Here is a 26989-nt window from a genome sequence, read left to right as displayed (position 1 = left end):
CTTCTGGTTAGTTCCAACAGATTGGAATTGCGGCTAGCAGGTGTATACATGCGTTCACACATTAGGCAGTCACGACAAGGATGGACTACATCAGGGTTCCATTGCGGTATGACCGAACGAAAGGAGGTGTCCCGGTCGGCCTTCAGGATATTTAGATGTCAATCACGACCGATCGAACCGATGTTCCGGTAGCGATTGTTGGTATGGCTTGCCGGCTTCCAGGCGCGGCAAATCTCGAGCAGTACTGGCAACTTATTTCTCAGGGGAAGTCCGCCGTCGGTGAGGTACCGCCGGAGCGCTTGAATCGAGATATTTATTACCATCCCGAAAAAGGGACTCGGGGCAAGACTTACTCCACCAAGGCTGCGCTGCTTCACGACCGGACGTTCAACCGTCAGCGGTGCCCTCTTCCGCAATCGTTGATTGATTCCGTCGATAACACCCATCTATTGATGACGGAGGTCGCTGCCGAGGCATTCCGACACGCCGGCTACGATCCGTTCCAACTGCCCAATCGAAACGTCTCTGTCTTCATCGGTCATGCCCAGGGAAGTTCACGCCTGGGAGAACTAACGTTCCAGACATACCTGGATGACGCGATCGCCCTGCTTGAGCAAACGCCCGGCTTCCACGATCTCCCTGTTGAAATTCGTCAGGCCGCTGAGCAGGAACTTCTTGCGGAACTCAATCAGCAGTTGCCGCCAGGTCCCGACTCGACGCGTTTCCTGAACTGCAACATGGTTGCCGGAACCGTCGCCAAGGCTTTCGGTCTCGACGGAAGCTGGTTGGCCCTGAACTCGGCCTGTGCGTCCTCGCTTCATGCCATGCTGATGGGTGCTCGCGCCTTGCAGCGTGGGCGTGCAGACGCTGTGGTTGTGGGGGGAGCTTCCGATTGCAAATCGGACTCGCTGGTGCTGTTCTCGAATGCCCAAACGTTGACCAAGGACGATAGCCGTCCATTCGATGCCAATGCTGACGGCCTGATTATGTCCGAAGGCTACGTCGCTCTGGTCATGAAGACGCTCGATCGTGCGATTGCCGACGGCGATCCAATCCAGGCAGTCGTCCGTGGACTGGGCGTGGCCACCGATGGACGAGGGAAAAGCCTTTGGGCCCCGCGTAAAGAAGGCCAAATGCGAGCCATGCGTCGCGCTTACCGCAGCGGTGCCGATGCTTCGCGTTTGCAATATCAGGAGTGCCACGCGACCGCGACCCAGGTTGGCGATGCCACCGAACTGGAAACCCTCCGCGAAGTTCTTCAGCCCCAGTTCGCCCCAGGCAAAAAGATTCCGATCACCAGCGCCAAAGCCAATATCGGGCATTCACTCGAAGCCGCCGGTATTGCAGGGATGATCAAAACGGTGCTCTGCATGCAGCACAAGCAGTTCCCGGCCGCGATCAACATTCAAGAACTCAATCCGAAGGTGCCTTGGGACGAGTCCCCCTTCTTCGTTCCGATGCAACCAGCCGTTTGGGAAGCCCCGGAAGATGGCGGACCGCGCTGTGCCGGCGTAAATGCGTTTGGCATTGGCGGGCTGAACATGCATGTCGTGATCGATGAATACGTCGGTCAAACTCCCGAACAGATCTGTGGTCCAAGCAAACCTGCCACCGAATCGGCTGAGGATCGAGCCATCGCCGTTGTCGGCATGGGTTGTATCGTCCCAGGTGCTGACGAACTCGATCAATTCTGGAACCTCGTTCAATCGGGTACTGACCCGAAGAGCCAACCACCCGGTGACCGCTGGTCGCCCCAGTCGCGCGATCGAGCCAGCCGAGAAGGCTATGCTCCGCTGGGCGGTTTCATCGAGAAATATGAGTACGACTGGCGAAAGCACCGCGTTCCGCCTAAGCAGGTCCAGGAAGCGGATCCGCTTCAGTTTATGTTTCTGGATGCCAGCGAAAAGGCCCTCGCAGATGCAGGCTACGATCGCGATTCCATCCCGAAGGAACTTGCAGGGGTCGTCGTTTGCACCGAATTCGGTGGTGACTTCTCCGATCAGTTGGAGATGGGACTTCGCATTCCCGAGATGCAGGCAATTCTCGCTCGACGCCTGGCCGAGAAGGGATTGTCGCCTGAGCAAATCAACACCATCAACGAGAACTTCAGCAAGCATCTCTTGAAGAAGTGGCCTGCGTTGGTTGATGAAACCGGAAGCTTTACCAGCAGCACCCTTGCGTCGCGGATCAGCAAGACACTTGACCTGAAGGGTGGAGCCGTTGCGATCGACAGTGGTGCTACCAGTGGCATGTCCGGCATCGCGTTGTGCATCGACTCGTTGCTTTCCGGCGATAACGACATGATGATTTGTGCCGCCGGTCAACGCCGCATGGGACCAACCATTTACGATGGTCTGAAGGCTGCTGGACTTCTCAGTAAAGACGGCCAGGCCAAAGAACTTTGGGACGCTGAATTCAGTGGCATTGTTCCCGGCGAAGGCGTCGCCGTCGTCGTACTGAAGCGTCTTGCCGATGCTCGCCGTGACGGCGACAAGATTCGTGCCGTGATTCGGGGTCTCGGTACCGGCACGCACGATAATCCGGCAGAAGCCATGCGACTGGCTGTCGAACGCAGCTCGGCGATGGCAGGAATCGATCCGGCAGAAGTCGAATTCGTCGACCTCGAAACCGACGAGAGCCCGGAAGTCTGTTCTTCGTCTCTTTCGATGATTGCTCATTCCCACGTCGAAGGGGCACGACAACATCCGCTTAGCCTTGCATCAACAACTGCTCAGTTCGGTCAGATGGGCGGCGGTGGCCCCATGCTGGCATTGGTCAAAGCCGCACTCGAGTCACAAAACCAGGAAGTCGCTCAAGGGATTGGCGTACGTAAAGGCGCCGGCCCAAACCTGGAAACCGTGCTCCGCGGCAATACCAAGCTAAGCCAACGTGGCCTCGGTGGTGTTGCCAACTGGGCCAAGGGGCAAGCTTTCTATCTATTACTGGACAACGGTTCGCACGTCACACCGAAGCCGGAATCCGCTACTCCTGCCGTCGACCAGGCACCAGCAAACGCTGATGCGAAGCTCATCCGTCTTGGTGCTGCAAGTCACCAAGAACTGCTTGCGTGTCTTAACGACGCCGTGAATAGCGCCGAGTCGACTTGGAACGCCGCAGGCAAAAAATTCGCTCCCAGCGATGCATTTCGACTGGCGATTGTTGCGGACAGCTTGGCAAGCTTTACCAAGAAGCTGGCAATGGCATCGAGCCAATTGGGGAATGCCTCGGCTCAGCAGGTTCTGGAACAACAAGGTATCTTCTATCGTCAGCGTCCACAGTCACCACCTCGTGTTGCCTTCGTTTTCCCTGGGCAAGGTTCCCAGTACGAAGGAATGCTGAAGGAGTTGGTTGCCGTCTCACCAGAGGCCGCCAAAACAATTGCCGAGGCAGACGCGGCAATGCAGCGTCAGGGGTTCCCAACGTTTTCGCAATTGGCGTGGGAAACTCCTACGCAACTTGGCAAGGACGTGTTCCAAACACAGATCGCCATGCTACTGGCGGACCTGACCTGCCTGGCCACGCTCAAGCATCAAGGGATTACTCCGGATTTGGTCCTGGGGCATAGCTACGGAGAGTTTCCAGCGTTGTATGCTGCTGGCGTCTGGAACTTGGATGATGTCATCCGCATGACCAAAGCGCGTTGTGATGGCATTCTGGCAACTTCCAAAAACGATGCCGGACTCTTAGCAACAACGGCCGCTCCAGAAGTGATCAAGCAGTTGATCGCCGAATGTGGCTGCCAGGCTTACCTGGCCAACTTCAATGCTCCCGACCAAACGGTCATTGGTGGCAAGTTGGTCGCTCTGCAGCAGTTGGCGACGGCACTCAAAGCGAAGTCGTACCCAGCCCGGATTCTGGCTGTTCCTGCGGCGTTCCATACTCCGCTCATGGCAGGCTCCAGCCGCTTGCTGCAACAAGCATTGGAAACCGCAACGCTTGCGACTCCGTCGACCACGTTTGTCAGCACGGTCGACAATCAACAGGTTACCGATGTCCAGCGCATTAAGCGAAACCTTGGAATTCAACTGACCACCCCGGTCAAATACGTGCCCCTGATCGAACAGCTTGATCAAGAGGCTCCAACCGTGTTCGTCGAAGTCGGCCCGCAACAAACGCTGACCAAGTTGAATCGAAAAATCCTGTCAGGCACTGCAAACGTCATTGCCGTCGACAATCCTAAGCGTGGTGCCTTGGAGTCCTTACTGGGCGTTCAAGCACTGCTCGACTGCCTCGGTGTTGGTGAAGCTTCGGCTCAGTCAGTACCTCCCAAACCAAACTTTGTTCCTGAAACTTCCGCAGCACCTCAGCGTGCTGAGAAACCCGCGTTAACACCTTCCCACGAGATGAACCTGATGGACGATATTCCGCACTTTGATGCGACCGAACGTCGAAGAGCAAAGATGCGTGGAGCCTCGGACCGACCGACGGCTGCGGCACCGCAGGCACAACCTGCTCCACCGGCAGCTCCACCTCAGCCTGTTGCTCCCCCGCCAGTCAGCCCGCCCAAGGTAGCAACGCCGACTCCACCGGCCCCGAAACCGGTTCCACCGATTACACCTCCTTCGGCTCCTGTTGTACCGCAGCCAGTTGTTCCACCAGTTGCGCCGTCGATGAACGGTTCAGGAAACCACTACACCAACGGATCGACGAACGGTTCGGCCAACGGCGCTGCAACCAAGTCGGCTCCGAAGTCGAACGCAGTGGACCTTGAAAAGTTCCTGGTCAACTTCGTCGTTGAGCAGACCGGCTATCCGCCGGAAGTGGTCGACCTGGATGCGGACCTCGAAGCCGACCTCGGCATCGACAGCATCAAGAAGGCTCAGCTGTTCGGCGAATTGCAGGAATACTTCGAGATCAGCACCTCGGCGACCGAGTTGTCTCTCGACGATTTCCCAACCCTGCGTCACGTCGTCGACTTCCTCTCCGCCAATGGTGAAGCGACCAGCACACCGGCAGCTGCCGCACCAGAGCCAGTTGCCGCACCACCAGCTCCTGCTCCGCAGCCCATTGCTCCCCCGGTAGCCGCACCTGCTCCTGTAGCAGCCACTCCTGAACCAGCGGCACCGTCAGGCTCGACTAGCCCTGCCGAACTGGAAGCATTTTTGGTGAACTTTGTCGTTGAGCAGACCGGTTATCCACCTGAAGTGGTCGACCTGGATGCGGACCTCGAAGCCGACCTCGGCATCGACAGTATCAAGAAGGCTCAGCTGTTCGGCGAATTGCAGGAATACTTCGAGATCAGCACCTCGGCGACCGAGTTGTCTCTCGACGACTTCCCAACTTTGCGTCACGTCGTCGACTTCCTCTCGGCCAACGGTCAAGCGACCAGTGAAGCAGCGGCTTCCCCTGCCCCGGCCGCTGCGGTTGCACCAATCCAACCGCCACCGCCGCAGCCTTCTCCGCCTATACCGGCACCTCCAACCAACGGTGCTGCGAATGGCGTTGCCAATGGTACTGCCGTTGCGTCGTCGGAATCCCCTGCGAATCCAGCCGAGTTGGAATCGTTCCTGGTGAACTTTGTCGTTGAGCAGACCGGCTATCCGCCGGAAGTGGTCGACCTGGATGCGGACCTCGAAGCCGACCTCGGCATCGACAGCATCAAGAAGGCTCAGCTGTTCGGCGAATTGCAGGAATACTTCGAGATCAGCACCTCGGCGACCGAGTTGTCTCTCGACGACTTCCCAACTTTGCGTCACGTGCTCGACTTCCTGTCGGCCAATGGCCAACAAGTTTCTGCGACCTCGAACGCCAACGAGGCATCGTCTTTTTCCCCGGCCGCTCCGGCGCCGGCCAGGGAAACTAAAACCATCGCGCCGGCCGTAGCCTCCCCTTCCAAGGAAGTTGAGGTTGCGGACAATTCTGAGAATCAGTGGAACGAGAACGCTTCGTCCCTGCAGACACTTGCTGGTACGCCTTACGAAATGGGTTTCACCCATGGCAGCGTGTTCCGTAGCGAGATCCGCCGAACGTTACAAACATACGCTGAGTATGTCGGTGAATCGGTCGATGAGCTACCTGGATCGCAGCGCTGCCAGCGTGCCTTCGAGCTGCTTTCTCCAGACCAACTGGACGAACTGCAAGGGATCGCCGATGCGGTCGAAGCCCCTCTGACCAACCTATTAGTGCATCACTTCGTCACGGCGGAACTCCTGTCACAATCTGATCAGGTAGCCACCGAAGGCGGAATTGATGCTGGCATGAAGCACGTCGCGCGGATCACCTCGCAGGCGATGGGCCCCTTGCGCGAGACCGTTCGTCTGGCGACATTCCTAAGACAACCGTCCGAGGGAATTCCGCACGTCGGCGTCACTGCGATAGGTACAGTCTATTGCCTGGGCGGCATGAACCGCGGTGGCCTCACGGCTACAGCATCTGGCGATCCTGATTTGCTCCATATCTTGGGCACATCACCGACGCTGGAAGATGCCATCGACGCGACCTCTTCGTTTGAAAGCAGTCCGTCTGGAAGCGTAACGTTCAGCGATCGTAGTACACAGCGACTAGCGACGATGGAGCTCACCTCGCAAGGCGTTCAGATTGCCAGCGATGGCCCTGTCGCACGGCAGCGTCAACCAGAACTGGTCGCTGCCTCCGGCGTTTCAACCCTCGCGATGGCTGATTCCGATTGGAGCGAAACCGGACAAGATCCTCAGGTCGAACAAGATAATCAAGACGCATTGGTCATTACGTTTGACCATGCTGCGAACACGCTCTCGGTGAAGTGTTCTCTTGGCCAATCCGATGCAGTTACTTACGACCTTGCCCTGCTCGAGGCAACGCCTGATCCGAAATTGCGAACAGAACGCATCGTCAATCATCTCCCGCTTGCAGCGCCGAATGTGACGGCTCGCTTCGAGATGGAAATGCGTGATGCTCCGTTGTCTGCGTCAGCCGCTACGAGCATGACCTGGCAAGGGGCGGCCGTCGTGCTGGGCTCTGGCCCAACGGCAGATGCTCTCCTCGCCAAGTTGCAGGAAAATGGCGTTGTCGTTTATCACATCACAGATGCGATGGACCTGGACACGGCCGTTTCGCAAGTGGAAAACATCTGCGAAGCGGGACCAGCACCACATTTGTTCATCACAACAGGTCGCGATGGCTACCCAGCGGTCGCCATGGCGGACCCCGCGAAGTGGAGTTCGCAGCAACGAGTGAGCATGGAAACGCCCCTGTTCGTTTGCCAAAAGTGGCTATCAATTGCCGACAAACAGGGCTGGTTGCCCCAAGCTACCGTAGTCGCCACCACATCGCTTGGTGGTGACTTTGGTTTCGAGTCTGGTTCGATCGGTGCTCACAGCGGTGCGTTGACTGGTCTGATGAAGGCCATTTTCATCGAGTACACCGTGATGCGTGGAGGCCAAGGCCCTCGCGTGAAAGCGTTCGATACCAGCGAGAGTGATTGTCCTGGTCAAATCGCCGAAGACATCATCCGCGAACTGGCTTCTGGAAATCTTGATTACGAAGTCTCCTGGTCGGGCGGTTCGCGTCGTGTTCCGTTTGCTGTCGATATTCCCGCTGAACGTATTGCCGACGACGCAAGCCTTCCCCATGGAGCTTGGGTAGTAACCGGCGGTGCACGTGGCATTACGGCTGCATGTGCTTTGGAACTGGGCAAGCGATATGGGCTTCGGCTGCACCTGCTGGGAAGCAGTCCCCTACCAGAAATCGACCCAAGCTGGCGTACTCTGGACGAGGACGGACTGAAAAAGCTCAAAGCAGAGACGATGATCGCGGCACGCAAAGCGGGTCAACCGGCTCCTCAAGCATGGGAACGTGTGCAGAAGAGCCTTGAAATCGATCGTTCGCTACGAGCCTTCGAAGAGGCAGGCGTTTCGGCCACGTACCACGTATGCGATGTGTCTAGCCGCGATTCGCTGGCAAATGTGCTCGATAGCATTCGTCGCACCGATGGTCCAATCTCCGGTATCCTCCATGGTGCGGGCATTGATAAGTCGTGTCGCTTTGAAAAGAAACGGGTCGATGTCGTCAACGCCACGATCGGCATTAAGGCAGGCGGTCTGGTTCACCTGGCGGCCCTTACCCGCAAGGATCCAATTCGCCACGTGATTGGCTTCGGTTCCATCGCCGGTCGGCTAGGCAGCTTCGGTCAGGCCGACTACTGCCAGGCCAGCGACCTGCTGTGCAAGCTGATGGGTGCGTACCGTCGCCAACGTCCGTGGGTTCGTGCTGTGGGCTTCCACTGGCACGGCTGGGACGAAGTCGGCATGGCAGCTCGTCCAGAAACACAAAGCGTTCTGCAAGAGAAGAGTGAGTTGACTCTCATGCCACTGGCCGAAGGCCTGGGGCACTTCATTCGTGAAATCGAAGCAGACGCGCCGCGAAGTGAGATTCTGATCACCGAGCGTCGCCACTGGCAACGTTTCGCCGATGGCCTCGGCAAGTTGGCGGAAAGCAAAAGCGAAACTCCTTCACAGGAAACCTCGCCAGCGTCGCCGTCGACTGAGCCGCTCGGCCCGCCTGATGCATCGGTTGAACTGCGTACGCAGCGCTGTGAGCTCAAGCTGATCGAAGCTCCACTGGGTGCCGATAGCCCTGCCGTTCCGACTTTCTCGACTCCGGTCTGGATTGTGGGAGACAACGCAGATGCTATTGCTCTGGAAGCGAAGTTAGCAGGCCTCGGGGCAGAAGTGTATCGATTTGGTATTCGCGAAGACCTAGATGCCCTGCTGGCTGAACTGGATGGGCTACATCCCGATCGCCCGGCAGGTCACTTGTTCCTGCTCTCGGCTCGCGATGCGGCCCAGGCAGATATGCTATCTGCGGAAGCGATCGAGAAGCGACGACACGATGGTATCATCGCGCCGTTCTTCATCGCCCAGAGTTGGTACAAGCGCCTTATCAAATTGACCGAACATGGCCCAGGCACACTTGTCGCCGCAACGAGCCTTGGTGGTGACTTCGGCTTCGAGTCAACTGTATCACTGCCCGATGGCGGTGGCATGGCTGGCTTCGTTAAGTCACTGCATATCGAAGATTCACGTCGTGATGAGCGAGCAGCTCGATGCAAAGTGATCGACTCCCCCGCTGGCGAATCGTCGCAAGTGGTCGTTGATGCATTGCTGCGTGAAGCGGCATCGTATCGGCCTGAAGTCGAAGTGAGCTGGAACGCTGGCAAGCGATGCGTCGTACGCCCCATTCCGGTCGACCTTCCTCTTGGACCGCTCGCCAATATTCCGCAAGGCGGTGTCTGGGTAGTAACCGGCGGCGCACGCGGGATCACCGCTATCGCGGCCCGAGAACTTGCTCGACGTTATGGCTGGAAACTTCATCTCTTCGGCAAGAGCCCACCGCCGATCGTAAACGCTCCGTGGCGCAACTTCGACGAAGAGCAACTCAAGACCTACAAGACCCAGATCACCCGTCAGGCTGTCGCCGATGGGCAATCACCCGGCGCTGCTTGGGATCGAGTCTTGAAGGATTGCGAGATCTTCAACAACCTACAGAAGTTTGCCGAAGCAGGCATTCAGGCAACGTACCATCAATGCGATGTTACCAGCCGGGACGAACTTTCCGCAGCGTTGGACAAGGTCCGAGCAACCGATGGCCCCGTGACTGGCCTCATGCATGGTGCCGGGCTGATCGAGCCAGGTCGCTTCGAGCACAAGCGACGTGGATTCGTCGAGAAGCTAGTACGCACGAAGTTCGATGGACTCATGCACTTGCTTGCCCTCACCAAGAATGACCCTTTGACGCACTGCATCGGCTTCGGTTCGATTAGCGGTCGTTTCGGGGGCAACGGGCTCAGCGACTACGCCGCCGGAAACGACTCGATGTCGAAGGCCCTCGACTGGCACCGCAAGGCTAGTCCCGACTGCACGACCCTTTGCATTCACTGGGAATCCTGGGAAGGGGCTGGCATCGCTACCCTGTCCCGTTTTGCCTGGGGACCGCGCAGCGTGATGAAGATGAAATACATGCTGCCAGAGGAAGGCGTCCGCCGACTGGAAGAAGAAATGGCCGGTGGCGGAAAGAAGGCCGAAACGCTTTATACGTTCGGTGACTTCTATCCCATGTTTTACCCGGAAGAGCAGTACCCATTGGGCGAGTTCCAACCGCGTTCGGGTGAAGAGGCCAGCGATGTCCCACTCATCCAAACGACCCGCCGCGAAGGGGATGAGTTGATCGGAGACGTTCCGCTTGATCCAACCGCGGATCCGTTCCTGATCCAGCATCGCCTGCGTGGCAAACCAATCATGCCGGTTGTGGCTACCTTGGAAGCCTTGCGTGAGGCAGCAGCGATCGCAAGCGGTAAAACGGTAGTTGCTTTCCGTGATGTCGACATGGTGGATGGACTCGTCTTCCACACCGACAACCCGCAAACGGCACAGGCTCGCAGCGAATTAATTGACGATCAGCTTGTTCAATGCCGCTGGACTTGCGACTTCCGCAACCGAACCGGTGGCTTGATCCAGAAGGATCGGCTGTACCTGGAAGCGAAAGCGGTTGTTGCCGATTCGCCTGCCGCACCAACGACGACCCTGCCAACCTTCCCGAGTGAATGGCACGCCGTTGAGTACCCGGAAGACAGCGCCATTTATCACGGCCAACCCTTCCGCTGTTTGAAAGCCATTAGCTGCGAAGCATCCAATGGTTGGGGCCATATCGTGGCGCAACCCCTGGTAGATTTGACCGGCGAGTCAAAACGCGACGGATGGATTGTCCCCTCGTGCGTTCTCGATTCGGCTCTTTACGCATGCGGTTGCCACTTGTATTTGCATGGCGAAGGCGCTGTATCGCTGCCACGCAAGATCGAGTTACTTGAACTAGGACGCGTTCCGCAAGATGGCGAGAACTGCTACGTCCACTTCACCTGTCGCAACATCGCAGAGAAGTCCGCGTTGTACGACATGGTTGTTGTCGGACAGGACGGCACCGTCATTCTCAAGGCGACCGGTTACGAGAAAGTCATTCTTATGCGAGGGGAGGTGAAATGATTTCTTCCTACCCACGTACAGTTCGCTACGTCGCGAACTTCGAGAAGCTGGGTATCCCCCAGGCGTCAACTTGGTTGACCGAACTGGAGTTGTCGGAGCTTTCCTTCTGGAAAGACTCTTCACGACGTAGCCAGTGGTTGGCCGGACGTTGGATCGCTAAGCGTCTCGTTGCTCGTTCGTCGCAAGTGGACATATTGCGTGAGGTGGAAATCCTATCCCGAGGTGCAGATGGCCTCGGAAAGTCTCCCGCCGTCTCAGTCGGTGGAATGGCCAGTGCTTGTCGTCTTTCGATTTCGCATAGCAATCAGGCGATTCTGGTTGGAATTGCCAGCAGTCATGCTCGAATCGGCGTCGACGTAGCATCCTGCGTTCCCGAGACGAGAAGTTTTCGATCGCACTGGTTTAGCGATCAGGAAGTGAAGTGGATTGAAAATGATGTTTCCAACCGCTTGCCGGTTGCTTGGGCGCTGAAGGAATCGATCTTCAAGGCCTGCGGCGATGGTAGCAAGTGGGATCCTCGCTCCGTCGAGCTTGTTTCGATCGACAAGAATCAAGTCCGTAGCCGCATTCACGGGCTCGATGTTGATCCGTTGACGACTTGGGTTCGTGCCACAAACCAAGGTGCCGCGACGGCGGTATGGAGTAACACGTCAGGACAGGAGGTGTCATTGTGTTCTTAAGTACCCAGCACCATCCACAAATCCTTTCACGCGACTGCTACACGAGTAAAGAAGTTCTTCAGAAAGAGGTCGACTCACTTCTGATTCCTACTTGGCATGCGGTTGCCCTGAAGAGTGAGCTCCCCCAAAACGGAAGCTACGTAACACTTGAGATGTACGGTCGTCCGCTCATTATTTGGCGATGCGATGACCAGTTCCACTGCTTCTTGAACGTTTGTTCGCACCGTTACTCAAAACTGCGTAGTGATTCCTGCGGTACGTGTGAACGCCTTCGTTGTCAGTATCACGGCTGGCAGTTCGACGAGACCGGTAACGTACGCAAGATCCCCGACGCTAAGTCGTTTCGTCCTCTGAAGCAGGGCATGTTAGGGCTAAAAAAGTATCGCCTGGAAACCTGTGGCGAGCTGCTCTTCATTAACCTGACTGATGAAGGCCCTTCGCTTCGCGAATTCCTGGGCGAGATGTATACGACCTACCAGGAGTGGTTTTCGCCTGACATGCATACGGCGATTGTTCTCAATCGACCAATTCAAGCAAACTGGAAATGCCTCATCGAGAATGCTCTGGAAAGCTATCACACGACCGAGGTCCATCCCAAGACATTCGGCGAGTCACCTTCGGAAGAAGACTGCGAACACAAACTAGACGACTGGGGAAGTTCCCTTCGCGTTGACTTCAGCCAGGAGCAGTCCTTTCGAGCATCCCTCGACAAATTTGGGCATTGGCTCGTTGGTCGCGACCGAACCCCTGAGTATCAACACGTCGCTCACTACCCAAATGTCATGATCGCCCATCTATCGCTTTATCGCTGGGTGGAATGCGTAGTCCCTGTATCACCCAATAGTTCGATATCGATCATTCGGCTGATGTGCCACGTCGGCCAGAAGGGCAAACTGCGAAGACTCTGGAATCGTTACTTGATTAGCCGTTGGGCCAATGACTTCTTATGCCAAGTTGGCGATGAAGATGCCCAGGTCATGACACAGGTTCAACACGGTCTGAGTTCGGTCGACCAGCCCTTGGGTGGTTTGATTTCGACGCGAGAAGAACGCGTTTATCACTTTCAAAATTATATTGACCGTGCCGTGAACGATGGCAGTGGTCACACTCAACGAGACACTATTCCAATTAGCTATAAAGGTAAGACTTCATGATTGATTTGACCGGAAAAATGGCTCTCGTCACCGGTAGCTCGCGAGGCATGGGCCGTGCCTGTGCGCTTCGTCTGGCGGAAGCTGGTGCGGACGTCATCGTGAACTATGTGACCTCCCGATCCGCTGCCATGGAGACGGCCAAAGAGATCCGCGCAATGGGTCGCCGTTCTTTCGTCGTCAAGGCGGATGTCAGCCAGAAGGATGATGTCGAATCGATGATGGAGTACATCGGTGAGCACATCCAGCAGCTTGACATCATTGTCAGCAACGCAGCCACCGGCGGCTTCCGCCCGCTGCTCGCCGCAAACGAAAAGCATTTCGAGAACACTTATCACACCAACGTTCTGGCCATGCTGTACCTGGTACAAGCCGGCATGCCGCTGCTGGAAAAGAGCCAGGGTCGAGCCAAGGTCATTGGCATCAGCAGCCATGGTAGTGATACGGCGTTGCCGTGGTACGGCTTGATCGGAAGCTCGAAGGCCGCTCTGGAAAGCCTCGCACGTCACCTGACCCTCGAAGTCGGCGACAAAGGAGTCAACGTTAACATCATCAAGTCTGGCCTTGTCGAAACGGATTCAACCAAGCGTCTGCCCGGTGCAGACCAGATGTTCGCTCACCGTAAAGACAAAACAATGATGGGGGATCGTATGCTTTCCATCGAAGATATCGCCAACGCGGTGATCTTCCTCGCATCCCCTCTGTCCGATTTGGTCCAAGGAGAAACGCTGGTCGTCGATGGTGGCGCGGCGGTTCACGTTTAAGCAGGCAAAGTATAGGAAACTATGAAGTATCACCTGTTAACTGGCGGCACAGGCTTACTTGGCCGCTACCTACTTCGCGATCTGACATTGGCGGACATTCCGCTAGCGGTCATCGTGCGCCCATCGCGAATCGAATCGGCGGTGGGTCGTATCGAAACGGCCATGACCTACTGGGAGAAGGAACTGGGGCACGCACTGGTGCGTCCTATCGTTCTCGAAGGCGATATCACACAGCCAATGTGTGGACTGTCCGACGAAGATCAGCAGTGGGTCCGAGAGTACTGCGACACAGCTGTTCATTCGGCTGCTTCGTTGACCTTCTATGCGGAGGAAGAAGGCGGCGAACCATGGCGTAGCAATATCCATGGCACGCGCAACATGCTCGATCTCTGCCGCGAGGCGGGCATCCGAAAGTTCCACCACGTCTCGACCGCTTACGTATGCGGGCAGCGTCGCGAAGTCATTCGTGAGGACGAATTGGATGTCGGCCAACTTCCCAGCAACGACTACGAATCCAGCAAGATCACGGCCGAAAAGGAAGTCCGTGCTGCAGGATTCGATACGCTAACGGTTCATCGTCCGTCGATCATCGTGGGAGACTCTCAAACTGGTTTCACCACGTCGTATCACGGCTTTTACACGCCGCTCCGACTCGTTCATACGCTGGTTACAACCCTACCCTGGGATGTGATTGCCCAAGGAGACTGGCTCGGCACGTTGGCGCTCTCGGGTGACGAGCGCAAAAACCTTGTGCCAGTCGACTGGGTTTCGGCTGCTATGACCGAAGTTATCGCTCGCCAAGACCTTCATGGCGAGACCTATCACTTCACCAACCCCAAAGCGGCAACCGTTGCCGACATGTTGGCCTCCATTGGGGAAGCTGTTCTCGATTTGGCCAAGCACGAAGAAGCCGACCAGTCGAAGCTTTCGGAAGACGCGGAAAAGATGATGGACTCATTCCGCGATCAGATGAAGGTTTATCAGTCGTATTGGAGCGACGATCCGACCTTCGATAGTACTCGCACCGAAACGTGCCTACCTCACCTGCCCTGCCCTCAGGTCGATCAGTCCCTGATGGATCTGCTGGTGAAGTATGCCATCGACAAGAACTTCGGTTGGCCGAGAGAAACACCCGTCAGTCGCAAGTTCCCGATAGCCGAAGAACTCGCGCCCTGGATGAATCCCACTCGATCATCGGACGACTCCGATGACCGACGTTACGTCAGCCTCCGCATCAGCGGAAATGGCGGTGGTCAATGGCACATGATTCTGGATCACGGTCGCCTGGTGGGCATTGGATCCGGACTCAAGAACGGAGACAGCTCAACCTGCTATCTCAACTCCGATACATTCCATCGCATCACTCGCGGCCAACTCAGTTGGGAAGCCGCACTGCAATCAGGACGATTGTTCACAGCTGGGAATGCTACCAGTTCCGAAGAAATCGCCCGGTGTTTTCAAGAGTTCTCGACCGCCACCAAGGCCGAGAGTCAGTCCAGTTTCATCCAATAAGTAGCAAGACACGATCGACAACATCGTCAGCGAATCTCACAGGGGATTAATTATGTCCGGTACTGTTTCCAAATTTGAAGCCGCTAACTGCTCGGTAAGCTCGGAAGTTCTCGAACGTGCAAAGAACAGCCTGGCTGGTGGCGATAGCAGCACCATGCGGGTTCTGCCTTACCATATCCCACTGGTTGCCGATCGAGCCGAAGGCTGCCGCCTATGGGATGTTGACGGCAACGAATACATCGACCTCAACATGTCGTACGGTCCACTGCTGCTGGGGCATCGTCCCAAGGCCGTAATCGAGGCCGTCTATCGTCAAATCTCTGAGCAAGGCAGCCAGCTTGGCTTCCCAACCGAAGTCACCATGCGTGTGGCTGAAAAGATCAAGAAGCTTTTCCCAAGCATCGAGCTTCTTCGATTCGCTAACTCGGGAACCGAAGCATGTGCTTCCGCCGTCCGTCTTGCACGGACTTACACCGGCCGCAACAAGCTAATCATGTTTGAAGGCCATTACCACGGCTGGAGCGAAGCGGTGTTTACCAAGTACCATGCTCCGTTGGAAGAACTACCTGAAAAAGGCTATGGCCCGGCGATCCCCGGTACCTCGGGCATGGGCGACAGCATCAAGGACGTCATCACGGTCCAGTGGAATGACCTCGATGCTCTGGAACGAGCTCTTGCCGAACATGGCCACGAAGTCTGTGCCGTCATAATGGAACCCATTTCAGGCAACGCTGGTTTGCTGATGCCGAAGGATGGCTACCTGGCAACGGTCCGAGAAATGGCACACGACTGTGGTGCCCTCTTGATCTTTGACGAAGTGATCACCGGCATGCGAGTTTCGCCGGGTGGTGCTCAAGAGCATTACCTGGTTACCCCAGACATCACCGTGATGTCCAAGGCAATGGGCGGCGGCTATCCGGTCAGCGCATTTGGCGCCTCGGCTGAAATGATGCAGTGTATCGTGAAAGGCCCATTGTTCCATGGTGGCGTGTTCTCCGGAAATGCGATTGTGATGTCCGCTGCAGAAGCTGTCCTCGATACCGTGCTCGCAGACAAGGAAGGTATTTACGGACATTTGCACGCCGTTTCCGATCAACTTGCCAACGGCGTGAAGGACATCTATTCGCGCCTGAACATTCCGGCTCAAGTGAATCACTTGGGTCCGCTGATGGCAGCCATGATCACAAAGGAAGAAACCGACGGACTGTATAACTATCGAGACGTCCGACGACATGCCGACTTTGAACGCTACATTCAGTTCCAACACTGGATGCAACAGCGTGGTGTCTATTTCCACCCCAATGAATTTGAACCGATGTTCCTATCCATCGCTCATTCGTCGAGTGACATCGACGAAGTCTTGGAGCGTTGGGAAGAAGGTGCTCGACAATGCCTGGTACGTTAACGCCAAAATCCGTATGGAGCCCTACTCCCATACTGGAGGCGGCGGAAAGCTATCGCGGTCAGATTTTCGACTTAGATTCTGGCCGCAGTGTCTCTTCCGATCAATTTCAACGTCTGCGACAGCAGCTCGCGCAGACCCTGAAACAGAAGGGCATCGCTGCAGGCGATCGTGTTTTGGTCACGATCGCCAACGGGCCGATGTTCCCCGTGGCACTTACAGCCATTCTTGCCTGCGAAGCATCTCCGCTGTTGGTTCACGTGATGACACCACCGGCCGAGTTGGCTCGTTACGCGCAGCGATTCGGCGTGAAGTGGCTGATCTCCTCAGGCGGAGACGACCAGGCCGAGTCGGTCCTCGAACAACATGGGATGATTTTCGCTGGCGACGACTGGAGCCTGTTGCTGGGTCGTTTTCCCGAACCGACCAATATCCCAGGCCCTGAGCTTCGCGGCGTTCCCCTGCATCCAACTTCCGGTTCGACGGGACTGCCCAAAATTGCCCTGCGCCCTGGATTTCCAGCGATGGAAGAAGCTCGGCACTATACGGCAACAATGGCTATCTGCGAAGATGATTGCATGATGGCTATTCCACCGATGAGCCATGCCTACGGCTATGGCGTTACGACGATGGTTCCGCTTCTGACCGGAGCAAGTATCGTCACCACCGCAAAGTTTAGCATCAAGCAACTAGCTCGTGTCTTGCGAGATTTCCCTGTCACCGTTCTGCCGATGGTCCCTGCCCACATTGACATACTGCTCTTCGGCGGTGGCATCGATTTCGGACGATTGCGATGGCTGCTGACTGCAGGCTCTATGATGCCCAAACGGTCGGCTGATCAGTTCCGCAAAAAAACTGGTGTTACCGTTTGCCCTCTCTACGGAACGACAGAAACCGGCGGTATTTCAGTAGCAACAATCGCGGATGGTCAAGATGTTGACGGTCGTGTTGGACCACCGATGGATGGCGTCGAAGTCCGTGTTCGTCCGCCGGCCAACGCCGATGAACTAGGACTGGCACCCGGGGTCGGCAAGCTTCATGTGAAGAGTTCGTCGATGATGACCGGCTATCTATCCGATACGGGTGAAGTCCTGAAACCATGGGATTCCGAAGGTTTCTTCGAGACGGGCGATCTGTCGAAGGTTGTCGAAGATGGCGTCATCCATCTCCGCGGTCGCACGGGCGAGATGATTAACGTCCTGGGACTGAAGGTCGTACCTTGTGAAGTTGAAGAAGTCATCGCGGCGATGCCTGGCGTTCGCGAAGTGAAAGTCTATGCCGGACAACTCAAGTCTAAGGGAGAGATCGTCAAAGCGGCCGTTGCCGTCAATGACGGAATCGATGAGGACGCCCTGAAAGCTTACTGCGACGAACACCTTGTTTACTACAAGCGCCCTCGCGACTTCGCGATCGTCGAAAAGCTCCCCCGGAACCCGGCGGGCAAGATTCAAGTGAAAGAGCTTCCTTGATCACTTCGCAACCGCAGGAAATCAACATGCCACAGCTTGCCATGCAGCCGAATTCCGAAGTCAAGTCTCAGTTGGCCAAGCTGTTTCCTCTGCCTCTTTCGCCGGTCGAAGCATTTATGCTCGCCGACGGACGTTCGCAGTACCCGATGATGTGCGACATCGAAGTTCACGTCCAAGGCACCATTGAACGGGGTCCTTTCGAGGAAGCTCTCGCGTTCGCCATCCAGCGGGCTCCCTTCTTTCGAAGCATTGTCCAGAAAGACAAAAAGCTCGGTCTAGTCTGGCAGCTAACGGATCGCATGCCAGAGGTCGAATGGGATGAATATGGCGTACCTTATTCGACTGGATACGATGCATTTGTTGACCTCTCCCAAGACCTCGGCATCAAAATCTTTGTGCGACCCGGAAGCGAGCGATCCTCGTTTCTGCTTCATTTTCACCACGCCACATCGGATGGCGTTGGTTCGATCGCATTCGTCGAAGATTTGTTGACGGCCTACCACAACGCTACGCCCGGCGCGAAATTCGTTAAGCCGCGAAAGTGGGAGCCTGAACGTCTACTCAACCGCTGCAATTCTGCGCTGGAAAACCCAGGCTGGAAGCGTGGCCTTTATGACGTCTACTGTGGGATCTACGGAGCAAGTAACTTTTTCATGCAGCGTCCCCTGCCGATGACCACCAAGCTTCCTCGCTTAGACGATGACGCTACCCGGCAACAGAACGGACATATCACCAAGTCTGTTAGTGTGGACGCCACGTTGGCAATGCGCAAATGGACATCCGCCCAAAAGGTTACGGTCAATGACGTGCTGCTACGTGATCTGTTCGTAACGCTTCACGACTGGATGGGGGATCAAGGTATTGACGTCGGTTCGCGTCACTTGAGAATCCTCATGCCGCAAAGTCTAAGAGGCCGTGGCGATGCCGCGATGCCGACCACCAACGACATCGGCTTCGCCTTTATGGCACGACGTGGCAATCTGATCCGAAAGCCAGATGAACTACTCGATTCGCTCGCTCCTGAAACGGCGGCAATTCGCAAAGACAATCTCTCTCGTCATTTCATTGGAGGACTGGCCGCGGTGCAATCACTGGGACTGCTCCCATGGATGCTTAATGGTTCTTCCTGTTTCTCAACGGCCGTCCTGACCAACTTCGGTAATTCCTGGCGACGATTTCAATCGAAGCTTCCCCCTGCCGACGGTGGGCTGACCGCCGGAAATCTCGTGTATGACGGTCTCACCGGCACGCCACCTTGCCGCCCCAACACTGCCGCCGCGTTTTGCGTCTGCACTTCGGCTAACCAGATCTTCGTCAGCCTCAAGCATGATCCCTTTCACTACACGCTGGATCAGTCGCACGAACTTCTTTCGCGATACATCGACCAGATTACCCATAGTGCCGCCGGTCCTTCCGCCTAGGCATTACTTTGGCCTATCATAAGAGTTTCGGTGGAAACTTGTTGATTCTCAAAGCCAATTGCGACGGATAAATGCGACCTGAGTTCTGGATTGATGTCGGGGGAACATTCACAGATTGCCTGCTTCACCTGCCAGGTAAGTCAACCCGCCGAAAAAAGGTTCTTAGTTCTGGCACGACCCAAGGAACCGTAGGCCCGGGAAGCACTCAACAAGTAATCATCGACCCGATTCGATGCAACGACCCTCCCAACGTCTGGCAGGGCTACCAACTTGAGTTGTTCGACCACCACGGCGAGCGAATCGAGTCCCAGATGGTCACCGGCTTTGACCATGCCAGTGGTCAGCTGACGCTCGCAGCCCAGCTCGACAAGGTGCCACAATCGGGAAGCGTCTATCAGTTGACGGGACACGAAGAAGCACCTTTGCTATCGATCCGATATTTACTCGGACTCTCGCTCAGCGATCCCATTCCCTCAGTGAACGTACGCCTAGGGACAACTCGCGGAACGAATGCCTTGCTGACGCGAACCGGAGCAGACGTTGGCTTGATCATCACCGAGGGCTTCGCTGACATTCTGGAGATCGGTTCGCAAAGCCGTCCACAACTATTCAATTTGGACATCAAGAAGCCAACTTCGCTTGTATCTCAGGTTATCGAAACTCGGGAACGACTCGATGCCCACGGCAACACGCTCACGCCGCTTGATGAAGTCGATCTGAAAGACAAATTGAGCAACTTATACGCATCCGGCGTTCGTAGCGTAGCGATTTGCTTCCTGCATGCTTACCGTGAACCGAAACACGAAATCGCCGCACGAACAATTGCCAGCGAAGTCGGGTTTACCGATGTCAGTGTTTCGCACTCCGTGGCTCCGCTGATCAAAATTGTTTCCCGTGGTGACACCACCGTTGTGGACGCTTATCTCAATCCGATCCTAAGAGACTACGTCCACAAGATTCAGTCGAAGCTCGGCACCGGCAGCCAACTTCGCCTGCTCACTTCGGCTGGAAGCTTAGTGGCCGCGGAGTCGTTCTCAGGCAAAGACAGCATCCTTTCCGGGCCTGCCGGTGGCGTAGTCGGCTTTGCCGCTGCCGCGAAGTTGGCCGGATTCAACAAAGCAATCGGCTTCGACATGGGAGGCACCAGCACCGACGTCTCTCGATTCGATGGGATTTACGAACGCCAGTTTGAAACCGAAAAGGCAGGCGTACGGATCGTGGCACCGATGATGGCCATTGAAACCGTTGCCGCGGGTGGTGGCTCGATCTGCGCGTTCGATGGAGTGAAACTGGTGGTAGGCCCAGCGAGTGCCGGGGCAGATCCCGGCCCCGCTTGCTATGGCAGAGGTGGTCCCCTAACGGTTACCGATATCAACTTTGCCCTCGGAAAATTGAAAGCGGCTCGGCTTCCCTTCCCGCTCGATGCTGAAGCGGTCGATCGGCGATTATCCGAAGTCTGCGAGCAAGTCGAAGTGGCAACCGGGCAAAAGCGAACACCGTTAGAGCTAGCCGCTGGTTTCCTCCAGATTGCCAATGCCAACATCGCCGAAGCGATCCGTACGATCTCGGTCGCCAAAGGCTACGACCCGCGATCGTATTTACTCGTTCCGTTTGGCGGGGCCGCCGGCCAGCATGCATGTGCCGTCGCAGAAATCCTCGGCGCACGGCAACTCCTGTTTCATCCCAGTGCAGGCATCCTCAGCGCAGTTGGAATTGGTGCGGCTGACACATCTCGGTTTGCCACCCAGCCTTTTTACCTGGCTTTGGACGAAGCTTTACCGGAACTGCCGTCGTCGCTCGAAGCATTGAAACAAACTGCCACTGCCGAGTTGAATGAAGAAGACGTCGAGCAGAATTCGATTATCTACCAAAAGCAGATCGAACTCCGGTATCGCGGTCTCGAGGCCTCGCTAACGATCGAAGCGGAGCCCCTTGCTTCTTTGGGACAGCGTTATCACGAGGAGCATCGTCGCCGTTATGGTTACGAGCGCAAGGAACATCCGATCGAAGTTGTCGCCACTCGGGTAGAGGCCATTAGCCAAGGCACAACCGAATCTGTTCTCAGCGAATCTCAACCCCCCTACGAACCTGCGGTAGTCCAAACCGTTCCTCTCGTCTTTCAGGGCAAGCAGATCGACACCAAGGTATACGACCGCGACCAGCTAAAGCCGGGGGCAAGGATTGTTGGTCCTGCTCTCATCGCGGAGTCGCTAGCCACGACAGTCATCGACCCAGGCTGGAAAGCAGAAATTTTGAGTGGAGGTGAATTACTGGCAGGGCGGACTGCGGATCAAAGCACGCACGACCTTCAAGATTCGTTGACTTCTCTTGATAGTCCCGATCCCGTTCTGCTGGAGATCCTTAACAAACAGTTCGCGGCGATTGCCGAACAAATGGGTGTTGCCCTACAGAACACGTCGGTCAGCGTGAATGTCAAGGAACGTCTCGACTTTAGCTGTGCGTTGTTTACTTCGTCAGGCGACTTGATTGCGAATGCTCCCCATATACCAGTTCACTTAGGTGCGATGGCTGAGACCGTCAAAGCGACGATTGAACAGCACCCGAACATGAAGAGCGGAGACGTTTTCGTTACTAACGATCCGTACCATGGCGGTTCCCATTTGCCGGATGTGACCGTGATTTCTCCGATGTTCGTGCATGAATCGGATAACCAGCCAACCTTCTTCGCCGCCAGTCGGGCACACCATGCCGAGATCGGAGGCATAGCAGCTGGTTCAATGCCCTCCGGATCAAAGAACCTGGCAGAAGAAGGCGTCTTGATCGAAAACTTCCGTCTGATCGAAGCGGGCACTCCACGCTGGGAAGAATTCGAACGGATCCTCACCGAGGCACCTTTTCCCTCTCGCAAGGTTTCCGACAACCTGGCTGACATTGCCGCTCAAATCGCAGCAAATCATCACGGCATCGAAGACCTGAAGCGAATGACACAGCAGTACACCTTGGAAACAGTGGTAGCCTACGCGAAACATATTCAGGCAGCCGCATCACGAAAGACGCGTGCCGCACTCGCGAAAATTCCACCAGGGCGATACGAGTTTGCCGACCACTTGGACGATGGTTCTCCTTTGTGCGTGGCGATCGACCTGCAGGGAGAAACCGCGACCATCGACTTCACGGGCACCGGTCCCGTCCTGCCCGGTAATCTGAACGCGAACCGAGCGATTGTAACGGCAGCGGTAATGTACTGCTTGCGGTGCTTACTCAACGAAGATATCCCCCTAAACCAAGGCGTACTTGAGCCTGTAGACATCATCCTTCCTGAGTGTTTTCTCAACCCGCCCAAGAAGGAAAGTCCAGCGAAGTGTGCGGCAGTAGCAGGCGGCAACGTCGAGACATCGCAGCGTGTGGTTGATGTTCTTTTGGGTGCCCTCGGCATGGCGGCGGCCAGCCAAGGAACGATGAACAACTTGACCTTCGGCGACGCGACGTTCGGTTACTATGAGACGATCTGCGGGGGAGCCGGAGCGACGAGAAACGCCCCTGGTGCCTCTGCCGTTCATACGCATATGACCAACACTCGGCTTACAGACGCCGAAGTTTTCGAGCTTCGCTTTCCAGCGAGAATCCGACGCTTTGCCATACGGCAAGGATCAGGCGGACCGGGACACCATCGAGGTGGTGATGGAATCATTCGTGAAATTGAGTTCTTGCGACCGCTCGACGTTTCGCTTCTCACGCAGCGTCGCGGCCCCTATGCTCCCTACGGACTCAACGGTGGGCAGCCAGGGCAATGTGGCGAAAACCTGCTTCATCGCGTTAACGCCCCAGAAACACGCCTGCCTAATACGGCCAGCTTTTCGGTAGACGCGGGAGACATTCTGATCGTGAAGACACCCGGGGGCGGGGGCTTTGGAAGGCCAGATTCTTAACAACTAGTGACTGCCTACTAGTTGCCAGACTCGCGCAGACTCCTGGTCACCATCGATCCAAGATGGTCGAAGATGGACCAGCCCCGACTGTGGTCGAGTCAACAGTACGAACGACGGCGTCCGTTCGGAGCTACGATAAAACGTCGCTTAAACAATAGTGGCAAATACCGGGCCATCCGTAATTCGACTTCTTGGCCATTACTCTTGCTCTCTCCCTTGCCTTCGCTAGGCGGCCAATCTGGCATTGGTATGCAATGTGCACCCTCGTGCTTAGATTGCACTCACGTAAGGAGTTAGCCATGTCTACTTCATCTACCAACTTTGCCATTGCTGACTTACCACGTCTCGGCGAGATAACCCCGGTGATTAACCTACCGTCGGACGCCCTCGCCCAAGTGAAAGCGGAAGCTAGGTATCTCCCGCTCAAAGAGTCCGAGCATCTGGGCACGCACGCGTCTGCCGGTGAGGTGCTGATCTTCTGCGTTGCCGGAAAACTCGACGCGAAGGTTCATGAACATCACTACGTCCTTGAACCGAATCAACTATTGCATGTTCCCGCCGGTTGTCCATTTCGGCTCGAAGCCAAGTTTGATAGTGCGGTCTTGGTGACATCGTTGACTGCTAAAACCGGCCCGAATAGCGATAACACGCTTAGGAGTTCTACCCCAGCACACCGAGATAACGAGGTTCAGGAAGCCCTGGAAGAAACGTTCCCGGCGAGTGATCCCCCCAGTTACAACTCGACGATCACGTAGATTTCGTTAAGCGTGTTCCGAGGCAGATCATATCGAGTAAGGAGTATTGACGTGGCAACCGCAGAAGCAGACCCTGAAGTTCACACCAACTTGATGCAGGCTGTCGTCCTTGAGCAGTACGGCGACGAAGAGAATCTCAAGATCGAGAGTATTCCTTGGCCGAAGATTACAGCCGACCAGGTTCTCATCCGCGTGCAGGCTGCCAGCGTGAATCCGATCGACTGGAAGATTCGCCAGGGGATGCTCAAGTGGATCATCCCTGCACAACTGCCAGCGACGCTAGGCTTTGACGTTGCCGGTGAAATAGCTGAAGTCGGCTACAGTGCCAAGCAGCAGGGTTGGAACGTTGGTGATCAAGTGATGGCGTTCTCCGATCAAGCTCTCGGTGGCGGCTATGCCGAGTATATTGCCGTCGATTCGAAAGTGATCGTCGCGAAGCCTGGGGGGTGTTCGTTTGAGGAGGCCGCTGCCATCCCGCTAGCCGCAACTACGGCTTGGAAAGCATTGGTCAAGCTCGGACAACTTCACGCTGGCGACGATGTGCTCATTAATGGCGCCTCAGGCGGAGTCGGTACTTACGCCGTTCAGATCGCGAAGGCCCTCGGGGCTAACGTGACCGCTGTTTGCAGCCTGGACAACCACCAGTTGGTTCGAGAATTAGGCGCGGATGACACCATCGACTACCACGCCACTCAGTTCACTCGCGTCGGGAGGACGTTTGACATCGTGTTCGACGCGGTTAGCAAATCTTCATTCCACGAATGCCGGCGAATCTTGAAACCGCAGGGCCACTACATCGCAACGCTGCCATCGGTGGAAAGCGTGGGCATGTCAATGATTTCGAGATTTCAAAAGCAATCATGCCATGTTGTGCTGGCTCGACCTGATGGAGACATCCTAAAGTCGCTGACAGCTTTAGCTAACGAGGGTAAGTTGCGAACGGTCTTGGATACCGTCTTCCCACTCAACGAAGTCGCCGCGGCACACCGCAAGAGCGAAGGAGGGCACGTCGTAGGCAAGATTGTGTTGCATGTCTCAAATGAGATGCCGGACGAGAAGTCACAACCCGAACAGTAAACCACTCGATTCTCTCCCCCCGTAGCAGTGAAGACCTCCCCCGGGTCTTCGCTGCTTTTTTACGCGCGGAACTTTAAATCAGCGACCAGTAATCTTTGCCTCTTTTCCGAAAAATGCCGCATGCAGTGGGGAAAATTGCCCGTTTGGTGCACTCTATCCCGGTGCGAGAAGTTGCGTTTCGGGTTAACATTTGACCTTTGGAGCATCGCGGCGTTTCGTCGATGCTCCGCCGAAACTGACGATGGAGAGTGCCAGGAATGTCCCAAGCAAACCAGCCGCTGGTTGGCGTGATCATGGGCAGCAAGTCCGATTGGGAAACCATGCGGAATGCCTGTGAGATTTTGGAATCGTTTGAGGTCCCGTACGAGAAGCGGGTTGTCTCTGCGCATCGAACCCCAGCCTGGATGAATGAATATGCCACGACGGCACAAAGTCGTGGAATCAAAATCATCATTGCCGGGGCCGGCGGGGCAGCTCACCTGCCTGGCATGGTCGCCTCGCAGACGACACTTCCGGTTTTGGGCGTGCCCGTCAAAAGCCGAGCTCTCAATGGCCTCGATTCACTGCTTTCGATCGTACAGATGCCTGGCGGAATTCCTGTCGGCACGCTTGCGATCGGAGATGCAGGTGCTAAAAACGCTGGCCTCCTGGCAGTAAGAATTCTGGCAACCACCGATACCGATCTCCAAGAGCGGCTCGCCAAGTTCCAGGAAGAACAAACGCAGAAAGTTCTAGAGGATTCCCAGCTGTGACAAAGACCATTCTTCCGGGCGGAACCCTCGGAGTCCTTGGAAGTGGACAACTCGGCCGAATGTTCGCCATCGCGGCACGACGCATGGGCTATCGCGTTCATGTTCTATCACCGGAAACCGATACGCCAACTGGCCAAGTCGCCGACGTTGAGATCACCGCCAGCTATGATGACCTAGACGCTGTTGCTCGCTTCGCTGAGCAGGTTGATGTCGTCACGTTCGAGTTTGAAAACGTCCCCCTGGCAACGGTCGATGTGGTGAACCAAAAGGTGCCCGTCCGACCAGCCGGCCGCGTTCTGCATACCACGCAGCATCGCCTTCGCGAAAAGTCGTTCCTACGCGATCACGGATTCCCGGTCGCCAACTTCCACGCCATTCGCGAAGCTGCTGACCTCGAAGGTGTCCCCGATCAACTTCTGCCAGGCGTATTGAAGACGGCTGCTTGGGGCTACGACGGCAAAGGGCAAGTCAAAGTTGCCAATCGTGAGGAATTGAATACGGCCTGGAAAGACGAGCTAAAGCAAGAAGCCATTCTTGAGCAGTTGGTAAACTTCGAGAGAGAATTCTCGGTTGTCGCAGCCCGTGGCATGGACGGTCACGTCGAATGCTACACACCGATCGAGAACATCCACGTGAACCACATCTTGGATGTCTCCGTCTCGCCGGGTCGACTATCCGAGAAAGCCACGACCGAAGCGATGGAAATTGCCAAGGCCGTTTTAACCGAGCTCGATGTGGTCGGCGTGCTGTGTGTCGAGTTCTTTCTTGCTCCCGGTGACACGCTGCTCATCAACGAACTCGCTCCTCGTCCGCATAATTCGGGTCACCTGACGATCGATGCGCACGTTACCTGTCAGTTTGAGCAGCAAGTCCGCACGATCTGCGGTCTTCCATTGGGGTCTACCCGGCAACTGAGACCCGCTGCGATGATCAATCTGCTGGGGGACGTCTGGGAGCCCGGCACGCCGGATTGGGCAGCCGCTTGTTCCGACCCCGATGTCAAGTTGCATCTGTACGGCAAGCACGAGCCACGCATAGGCCGAAAGATGGGGCACATGACCGTCACGGCGGACACGGTGGATACAGCCATCGACTCTGCCTATGCGGCCAAGGGTTGCCTTCAGGGCAAGTGATAGCTTCGCCAGTTTGCGATGAACTCGC

Annotated in this window: 13 protein-coding genes; all 13 read left to right on the top strand. The window is 56.1% G+C overall.

Going from position 1 to position 26989, the window contains the following annotated elements:
• The first annotated feature begins 155 nt into the window (after positions 1-155).
• The 13 genes from PSR63_RS21185 to PSR63_RS21125 all read left to right on the top strand — a co-directional run bounded on the left by PSR63_RS21185 (position 156) and on the right by PSR63_RS21125 (position 26961).
• On the top strand, positions 156-10955 hold the full coding sequence (locus PSR63_RS21185) for a type I polyketide synthase (RefSeq protein WP_274327669.1): 10800 nt from the start codon (positions 156-158) through the stop codon (positions 10953-10955).
• Positions 10952-11635 (top strand): 4'-phosphopantetheinyl transferase family protein, encoded by a 684-nt coding sequence (locus PSR63_RS21180; RefSeq protein ID WP_274327668.1) that lies wholly within the window; start codon positions 10952-10954, stop codon positions 11633-11635. The genes PSR63_RS21185 and PSR63_RS21180 overlap by 4 nt, the downstream gene beginning before the upstream one ends.
• Positions 11626-12789, top strand: a complete 1164-nt coding sequence (locus PSR63_RS21175) for an aromatic ring-hydroxylating oxygenase subunit alpha (RefSeq protein WP_274327667.1) — start codon at positions 11626-11628, stop codon at positions 12787-12789. Before PSR63_RS21180 ends, PSR63_RS21175 begins: the two co-directional genes overlap by 10 nt.
• Positions 12786-13550, top strand: a complete 765-nt coding sequence (locus PSR63_RS21170; protein WP_274327666.1) for an SDR family oxidoreductase — start codon at positions 12786-12788, stop codon at positions 13548-13550. Before PSR63_RS21175 ends, PSR63_RS21170 begins: the two co-directional genes overlap by 4 nt.
• 21 nt (positions 13551-13571) lie before the next feature.
• Positions 13572-15062 (top strand): SDR family oxidoreductase, encoded by a 1491-nt coding sequence (locus PSR63_RS21165; protein WP_274327665.1) that lies wholly within the window; start codon positions 13572-13574, stop codon positions 15060-15062.
• 52 nt (positions 15063-15114) lie between these two features.
• Positions 15115-16467: an aspartate aminotransferase family protein gene (locus PSR63_RS21160; protein WP_274327664.1), complete on the top strand. Its 1353-nt coding sequence runs from the start codon at positions 15115-15117 to the stop codon at positions 16465-16467.
• Positions 16452-17933 (top strand): class I adenylate-forming enzyme family protein, encoded by a 1482-nt coding sequence (locus PSR63_RS21155; RefSeq protein WP_274327663.1) that lies wholly within the window; start codon positions 16452-16454, stop codon positions 17931-17933. The genes PSR63_RS21160 and PSR63_RS21155 overlap by 16 nt, the downstream gene beginning before the upstream one ends.
• 26 nt (positions 17934-17959) lie before the next feature.
• Positions 17960-19354 carry a hypothetical protein gene (locus PSR63_RS21150; RefSeq protein ID WP_274327662.1) on the top strand — a complete coding sequence of 465 codons (1395 nt, stop codon included), beginning with the start codon at positions 17960-17962 and terminating at the stop codon, positions 19352-19354.
• A 71-nt stretch (positions 19355-19425) separates the two neighbouring features.
• Positions 19426-23244, top strand: a complete 3819-nt coding sequence (locus tag PSR63_RS21145) for a hydantoinase B/oxoprolinase family protein (protein ID WP_274327661.1) — start codon at positions 19426-19428, stop codon at positions 23242-23244.
• Positions 23245-23543: 299 nt separating this feature from the next.
• A complete protein-coding gene (locus tag PSR63_RS21140) occupies positions 23544-23999 on the top strand; it encodes a hypothetical protein (protein ID WP_274327660.1) in 456 nt (151 codons plus the stop codon).
• A 51-nt stretch (positions 24000-24050) separates the two neighbouring features.
• Positions 24051-25076 (top strand): NAD(P)-dependent alcohol dehydrogenase, encoded by a 1026-nt coding sequence (locus tag PSR63_RS21135; protein ID WP_274327659.1) that lies wholly within the window; start codon positions 24051-24053, stop codon positions 25074-25076.
• A gap of 257 nt (positions 25077-25333) precedes the next feature.
• A complete protein-coding gene (gene purE, locus PSR63_RS21130) occupies positions 25334-25828 on the top strand; it encodes a 5-(carboxyamino)imidazole ribonucleotide mutase (protein WP_274327658.1) in 495 nt (164 codons plus the stop codon).
• Positions 25825-26961: a 5-(carboxyamino)imidazole ribonucleotide synthase gene (locus tag PSR63_RS21125; RefSeq protein ID WP_274327657.1), complete on the top strand. Its 1137-nt coding sequence runs from the start codon at positions 25825-25827 to the stop codon at positions 26959-26961. Before purE ends, PSR63_RS21125 begins: the two co-directional genes overlap by 4 nt.
• Positions 26962-26989 lie beyond the last annotated feature (28 nt).

The organism is Bremerella sp. P1 (assembly GCF_028748185.1).
Taxonomy (GTDB): domain Bacteria; phylum Planctomycetota; class Planctomycetia; order Pirellulales; family Pirellulaceae; genus Bremerella.
Note: the sequence above shows the minus strand (reverse complement) of the source record. Positions and strands in the feature narration are given on the sequence as shown.